Source organism: Microcystis sp. LSC13-02, assembly GCA_002282935.1.
Taxonomy (GTDB): domain Bacteria; phylum Cyanobacteriota; class Cyanobacteriia; order Cyanobacteriales; family Microcystaceae; genus Microcystis.
On the sequence record MTBT01000222.1, the window covers coordinates 1 to 6,430 of the forward strand.

5 protein-coding genes and 1 pseudogene are annotated in these 6,430 nt (G+C 40.7%); 5 read left to right on the forward strand and 1 reads right to left on the reverse strand.

Annotated elements, in window-relative coordinates:
• The first annotated feature begins 67 nt into the window (after positions 1-67).
• Positions 68-619: pseudogene (locus BGL89_RS13700) on the forward strand (acyltransferase).
• A gap of 172 nt (positions 620-791) precedes the next feature.
• Positions 792-2,786 (forward strand): ABC transporter ATP-binding protein/permease, encoded by a 1,995-nt coding sequence (locus BGL89_RS13705; protein WP_286826172.1) that lies wholly within the window; start codon positions 792-794, stop codon positions 2,784-2,786.
• Between the two features lie 114 nt (positions 2,787-2,900).
• Here BGL89_RS13705 and BGL89_RS13710 read toward each other — a convergent pair whose 3' ends face one another.
• Positions 2,901-3,353, reverse strand: coding sequence for a porin (locus BGL89_RS13710; protein ID WP_286826173.1), 453 nt, complete (start codon positions 3,351-3,353; stop codon positions 2,901-2,903).
• Positions 3,354-3,508: 155 nt separating this feature from the next.
• Here BGL89_RS13710 and pyrE point away from each other — a divergent pair, with 155 nt between their 5' ends.
• The 3 genes from pyrE (at position 3,509) to ndhI (ending at position 6,345) form a co-directional block, all read left to right on the forward strand.
• Positions 3,509-4,096 carry an orotate phosphoribosyltransferase gene (gene pyrE, locus BGL89_RS13715; RefSeq protein ID WP_286826174.1) on the forward strand — a complete coding sequence of 196 codons (588 nt, stop codon included), beginning with the start codon at positions 3,509-3,511 and terminating at the stop codon, positions 4,094-4,096.
• A gap of 515 nt (positions 4,097-4,611) precedes the next feature.
• Positions 4,612-5,730 (forward strand): NADH-quinone oxidoreductase subunit NuoH, encoded by a 1,119-nt coding sequence (gene nuoH, locus BGL89_RS13720; protein WP_286826175.1) that lies wholly within the window; start codon positions 4,612-4,614, stop codon positions 5,728-5,730.
• Positions 5,731-5,772: 42 nt separating this feature from the next.
• Positions 5,773-6,345: an NAD(P)H-quinone oxidoreductase subunit I gene (gene ndhI, locus BGL89_RS13725; protein ID WP_002733194.1), complete on the forward strand. Its 573-nt coding sequence runs from the start codon at positions 5,773-5,775 to the stop codon at positions 6,343-6,345.
• The last annotated feature ends 85 nt before the right edge of the window (positions 6,346-6,430 follow it).

A 6,430-nucleotide genomic window follows, 5' to 3' on the forward strand; every position in this document is an offset into this window, starting at 1 on the left:
CTTTAGAAACTTTCGGAATTTTTGGGTTAGAAGTATGTTGTCTTGGCATCTTGTCTGTTGATTTAGCATAAAGGGTAACGAAGAGCCAAAACTTTCCGACAATGCTACATTTCACAGTTCCGTCAAATTTATCGGAAACTGTGAAAATTATAGGGGAGATAAAAGTTTAATTAAAATTGGAGAAAATACAGTAATTATCGGAGAATTAGTTATATTTCCTTATGGTGGAAAAATAGAAATTGGTAAAAATTGTTATATTGGTGAAGGAACTCGAATTAGATCAGCCAATTCTATCAAAATTGGCAACGAAGTTATAATTTCTGATGATGTCAATATTTATGATACCGATGCTCATTCATTAAATTATGTTTTAAGACATAAAGAATTTGTGGAAGTCGTGATTTTAAATAATCTGATTAAGGATGCTAAGGATGTTGATATACAATCTGCACCCGTGGTGATATAAGATCATGTTTGGATTGGATTTAATCTGGCAATTCTTAAAGGAGTTACGATGGGGAAAGGAGCAATTATTGGAGCAGGTTCGGTAGTGACAAAAGATGTAGAACCTTTTACTGTAGTTGCTGGGAATCCTGCCAAAATTATCAAACGATTATGAATCTGATCCAATTCGCTTAATATTCATTCCTGATCTGTAGAAAATCCAGAAAATAGTCGTAATAAAATTTGTGATAATAATGGAGATTTTTATGGTATGCTGAATGAATGTCTATCTCTTAAGTTAGACATTCAAAGTTCTAATGTCCCCATTTTAGCACAAGGAGAATCCTATGAGTGTTGCCGAAAAAACCTCAGATAGTATAAATCTCAAAGAAGATGTTCAAACTTTCAATCAATCTCTTCAAGAATTTTTAAGATTTATTCAAGCTTATTGGTATCCTAAAGAACACCATGATAGAGCTTTTTCACAGATTATTCGTTCCTGGGGAATGCTAGTTTTATTGTTTTTGTCATTAGTGGGAGTAGTCGGACTTAATGCGTTTAATAGTTTTGTTTTTAGAGACTTAATTACCTTCACGGAAGCTAAGGATGCAGAAAAATTAACCTATTTTGTCATCATTTATGGGATTACCCTAGGCAGTATGACGTTTTTCGGAGGATTGTCTAAGTTTCTTAAAAAACTAATTGCGCTGGATTGGTATCAATGGATCAATAGTAGTATCTTGCAAAAATATTTTGAAAATCGGGCTTATTATCGAATCAATTTTAAAGGAGATATTGAAAATCCAGATCAACGTTTATCCCAAGAAATTCAACCCATCACCAGAACAACGATGGACTTTTTAACAACCTGCGTCGAAAAACTCATGGAGATGCTGGTTTTTATTGTCATCCTTTGGTCAATTTCTAGAACCATTTCTATAGTGCTTCTGGTTTATACGATTATTGGAAATATTCTTGCTGCCTATATTATTCAACAATTAAATAAAATCAATAAACAACAATTAGACGTGGAAGGAACCTATAAATACGCCATTACTCATGTTCGTACTCACGCTGAATCAATTGCATTTTTTAGAGGGGAAGAAAAAGAGTTAAATATTATTCAAAGGAAGTTCAATCAGGTGATTAAAATCATTATTGAAAGAATTAATTGGGAAAGAACCCAGGAATTTTTTAACCGTGGCTATGAATCCATTGTTCAAATCTTCCCCTTCTTAATTGTTTCCCCATTATATATTAGTGGTAGAATTGAGTTTGGACAAGTTAATCAAGCCAGCTATTGTTGCTATTTCTTTTCCACAGCTTTATCCGTGTTAGTGGATGAATTTGGACGCTCCGGTCAGTTTATTAATTATATTGAACGTTTAGAAGATTTTTCCCAAGCTTTAGATACTGTAAGCGAACAAACCAACCAGGTTAATACCATTAAAGTCATTGAAGATAACAATCTAACTTTTGAGGATGTCACCTTACAAACTCCCGATGCTGCTAAAGTGATTGTCGAACATTTATCCCTGTCCGTTGAACCAGGGGAAGGTTTATTAATTGTTGGTCCAAGTGGTCGAGGAAAAAGTTCTCTTTTACGCGCTATTTCTGGGTTATGGAATACAGGTACAGGTCATTTGGTGCGACCTCCCCTCGACGATTTATTATTTTTACCTCAACGTCCTTATATCATTTTAGGAAACTTGCGTGAACAGCTAATTTATCCTCAAACGACAACGGAGATGAGTGAATCCCAATTAAAAGAAATATTACAAGAAGTTAACCTGCAAGATGTTCTTAATCGCATCAAAAATTTTGATGAGGAAGTGGATTGGGAAAATATTTTATCTTTAGGAGAACAACAACGTCTAGCCTTTGCGCGACTGTTCGTTAATCAGCCAGATTTTGTGATTTTAGATGAAGCCACCAGTGCTTTAGATTTAAAAAATGAAGATCATTTATATAAACAGTTACAACAAACTGGAAAGACCTTTATTAGTGTCGGACATCGAGAAAGTTTGTTTAACTACCATCAAAAGGTTTTGGAACTTTCCGAGGATTCTACTTGGCGATTAATGAGAATGGAAGACTATCATCCATCAGCAGCGATTGCCACTCATTCTAACAATGCCAAAACCGTTGATGAAACCATAGAAATTGTCTCTGAAATTAACAATCAAGACAATTTTACCCATCAAGAAATGCAAAAACTGACCAACTATAGCTTAAGTACCATCAAAAATAAAGCCAGTCGAGGTCAAACGATTATTGGCAATGATGGCATGAGCTATCGTTATGACAAAACCCTTGATATTGCCAAATGGGTGAGAGTTTAGCTTCTCAGGGAGCTTCGATCGAACTTAAAAAGGCATCTTGCCGCAGTTCGGGAACCTTCAAAGAAGATTCTCGACCCATTACATTGTTCGCCAATTCCGAGTTAAATTGGCGGATTAAAAGCCGCCTGGACTTAAATAACTGGGATTTTCCTGTAGGGAAGTATCGAAGGGATTGAGTAAATCTTGGGTGCGAATTAAGGGGCCGGACTGTTGCTGTTGCATGACATCATAGTATAAAGTTTCGGTCAATTTGGCATCCCGGGTAATCATATTATCGAAATAGGAACCTTCGGGAAAAGTACGCCAACCAAAAAGAGAGTTTAACTGTCCTAAAATGTTGGTGTAGTCGTAGAAACGACCCGTATTGTTATTAACAGCGCGGTTAAACAAACCGGGGATATTATTAAATCCCACCGCCGTATCGGGAGAGGGGACAAGTTGCAATTGTTGAATTTTTACCGGTGGGGGATTGGTGGCAGGTGGATTTTGGGCGATCGCACTAGGCGGACTCAACCAGACTAAACCGGTTAAACAAAACAGAGAAGGAAGTAAAAATTGAGCGCGCATGGGTAAAAATCTCCTCACAGGGATAGGGTTAATTAAAAAATCCCGTCAATGGGACGAGAAAGAAATCAATACTAGCGATCGAGTCAATATATAATGACTTTTGGCTCAATTGTAACCGAAATTTTGGAGTCAGTTAGGCTCCCAATCCTGAAAATATGGCTAATTCCTCGGTAGCGACTCTCGATACTGCTTCCCTGCGTCAATTTCTCCTCGATGCTCTTGTCCGTCTTGCCTATCGAGAGGGGGACTTCACCCTGTCTTCAGGACAAAAAAGCCGCTACTATATCAACGGTAAACAAGTTACCCTCACTGCGGAGGGAGCTTTAGCCGTGGGGCGTTTATTGCTGTCTCTACTGCCTCCAGATACCCAAGCGGTGGCAGGATTAACCCTAGGGGCGGATCCGATTGTCAGCGCGGTTAGTGTGGTATCTGCCTACGAAAATCGCCCGATTCCAGCTTTAATCGTCCGCAAAGAGGCAAAAGGTCACGGGACTATGGCTTATATCGAGGGGCCGACTTTAAACCCCGGTGCTGCGGTGGTTGTCCTCGAAGATGTGGTGACAACCGGGAAAAGTGCCATGGTAGCGGTAGAAAGATTACGCGATGCGGGTTATCAAGTAGATTTAATCATTGCTTTGGTGGATAGAGAACAAGGAGGGGCGGAATTTTACCAATCTCAGGGAATACAGTTTCAAGCTTTGTTTTCGATTCGGGACCTACAGGCGGCTTATCAGAAAAAATAGCGGCGATTGGCGAGAAACGCTCGATAACTGGATTTTAACAGTCGGATTTGCTCTGGGGATAAACCACAAAGGCACAAAGAACACAAAGAGGAAGACAGATTCAAGCGGGCTGCTTTCATTGCCTAAACGATAAGTTAAGCAGGTAGGCGTTAAAAATTATCAGAAACCCCCCTTATCAAGGGGGGCAGGGGGGATCGAACCTAAAATCCATTTTAAATTTAATTATAACCAGCTACTTAACTAGATTTTTTTCCTGTGAATAATTGGTCACTAGCCGAGGTTTTCGGCGCTAAGAAACAGATGAGAACATTGATAGATTCAGAGTCTAACTATTGACTAATAGCTATTCTCGGCGGGGGAATCAAGATTGCTTGACTCTCTTGGCTGCTAATGAGTTGAAGCCTTTGTCACTTTACTGATAACCCTCAGACCGACTAACTGTATACTAGGCTATAAGATTTGCTTAAAAATCTTCAGACCATGCCGAACTATCGACAGTACAGCGATCGCCAAATATGAATCAAGGCATAGATTTACAAGAAAGTTTCATTAAATCCCTAACAGACTTGGGATTAAGTGGAGGACTGGCTAAAGCGATTTGGATGCCTTTACCCATGTTCCTGATGATTATAGCCGCCACGCTGGGGGTTTTAGTCTGCGTCTGGTTAGAAAGGAAAATTTCCGCCGCCGTCCAACAGCGTATCGGACCGGAATACGCAGGACCATTAGGCGTTTTACAACCGGTCGCCGACGGTCTGAAATTAGTCTTTAAAGAAGATGTCGTCCCCGCTAAGGCTGACCCTTGGTTATTCCTCTTTGGGCCAATTTTGGTGGTGATGCCGGTGTTTGTCTCCTATCTCATCGTCCCCTTCGGTCAAAATCTGGTGATTACCGACCTAAACGTGGGTATCTTTTTATGGATTTCCTTATCCAGTATTGCCCCCATTGGCTTATTAATGGCGGGTTATGCCTCGAATAATAAGTATTCCTTGCTGGGAGGCCTGCGGGCGGCGGCGCAATCGATTAGTTATGAAATTCCTTTGGCTTTATCGGTATTAGCGATCGTGATGATGTCTAATAGTCTCAGTACCATTGATATTGTCGAACAACAATCCGGTTATGGCATTTTAGGCTGGAATATCTGGCGCCAACCGGTGGGGTTTCTGATTTTCTGGATTGCCGCTTTAGCTGAGTGTGAACGTCTGCCTTTCGATTTACCGGAAGCGGAGGAGGAATTGGTCGCCGGTTATCAAACCGAATACGCGGGGATGAAATTCGCTCTTTTTTATGTGGGTTCCTACGTTAACCTCGTGCTATCGGCCCTAGTTTTCGCCGTCCTCTATCTTGGTGGTTGGGAATTTCCTATCCCCGTCAATGCTTTGGCCGGCTGGTTGGGAGTTAGTGAAACCAATCCTTGGCTACAAATTATCACCGCTTCCCTAGGGATTACGATGACAGTATTAAAAGCCTATTTTCTCATCTTCATCGCTATTCTCTTGCGTTGGACCGTACCCCGGGTTCGCATTGACCAATTACTCGATTTAGGCTGGAAATTCCTCCTACCGGTATCTTTAGTTAACCTACTACTTACCGCCGCCCTAAAACTAGCTTTTCCCTTTGCTTTTGGCGGTTAATTTCCGTTTTTGCCCTGTTAACCCACTATACCTCTGACCATCATGTTTAACATCCTCAAACAAGTCAGCGATTACGCCAAAGGTAGCATTCAAGCGGCGAAATACATCGGCGAAGGTTTATCCGTTACCTTTGATCATATGCGTCGTCGTCCGATTACCGTCCAATATCCCTACGAAAAGTTAATTCCCTCGGAACGTTATCGGGGTAGAATTCACTTTGAGTTCGATAAATGTATCGCTTGTGAAGTTTGTGTGCGAGTTTGTCCGATTAATTTACCAGTAGTAGATTGGACTTTTAACAAGGAAATTAAAAAGAAAGAACTCAAACACTACAGTATCGATTTTGGGGTCTGTATTTTCTGCGGTAATTGTGTGGAATACTGTCCGACTAATTGCCTATCGATGACCGAAGAATACGAACTAGCGACCTATGATCGTCATGAATTAAACTATGATAACGTCGCCCTAGGCCGTTTACCCTACAAAGTCACCCAAGACCCGATGGTGACACCTCTGAGGGAATTAGGTTATCTACCTAAAGGTGTCATCGAACCCCACGATTTACCCGCCGGTAGTCAACGCGCCGGTAAACGTCCAGAAGAAATTACTGATTAATTAGGGTCTGCTGAAAAAGTTTTTCGGTGGTGGTAGGAGTCAGGAGTCAGGAGTCAGGAGTCAGGAGTTTCAGGCTTTGTTGCCC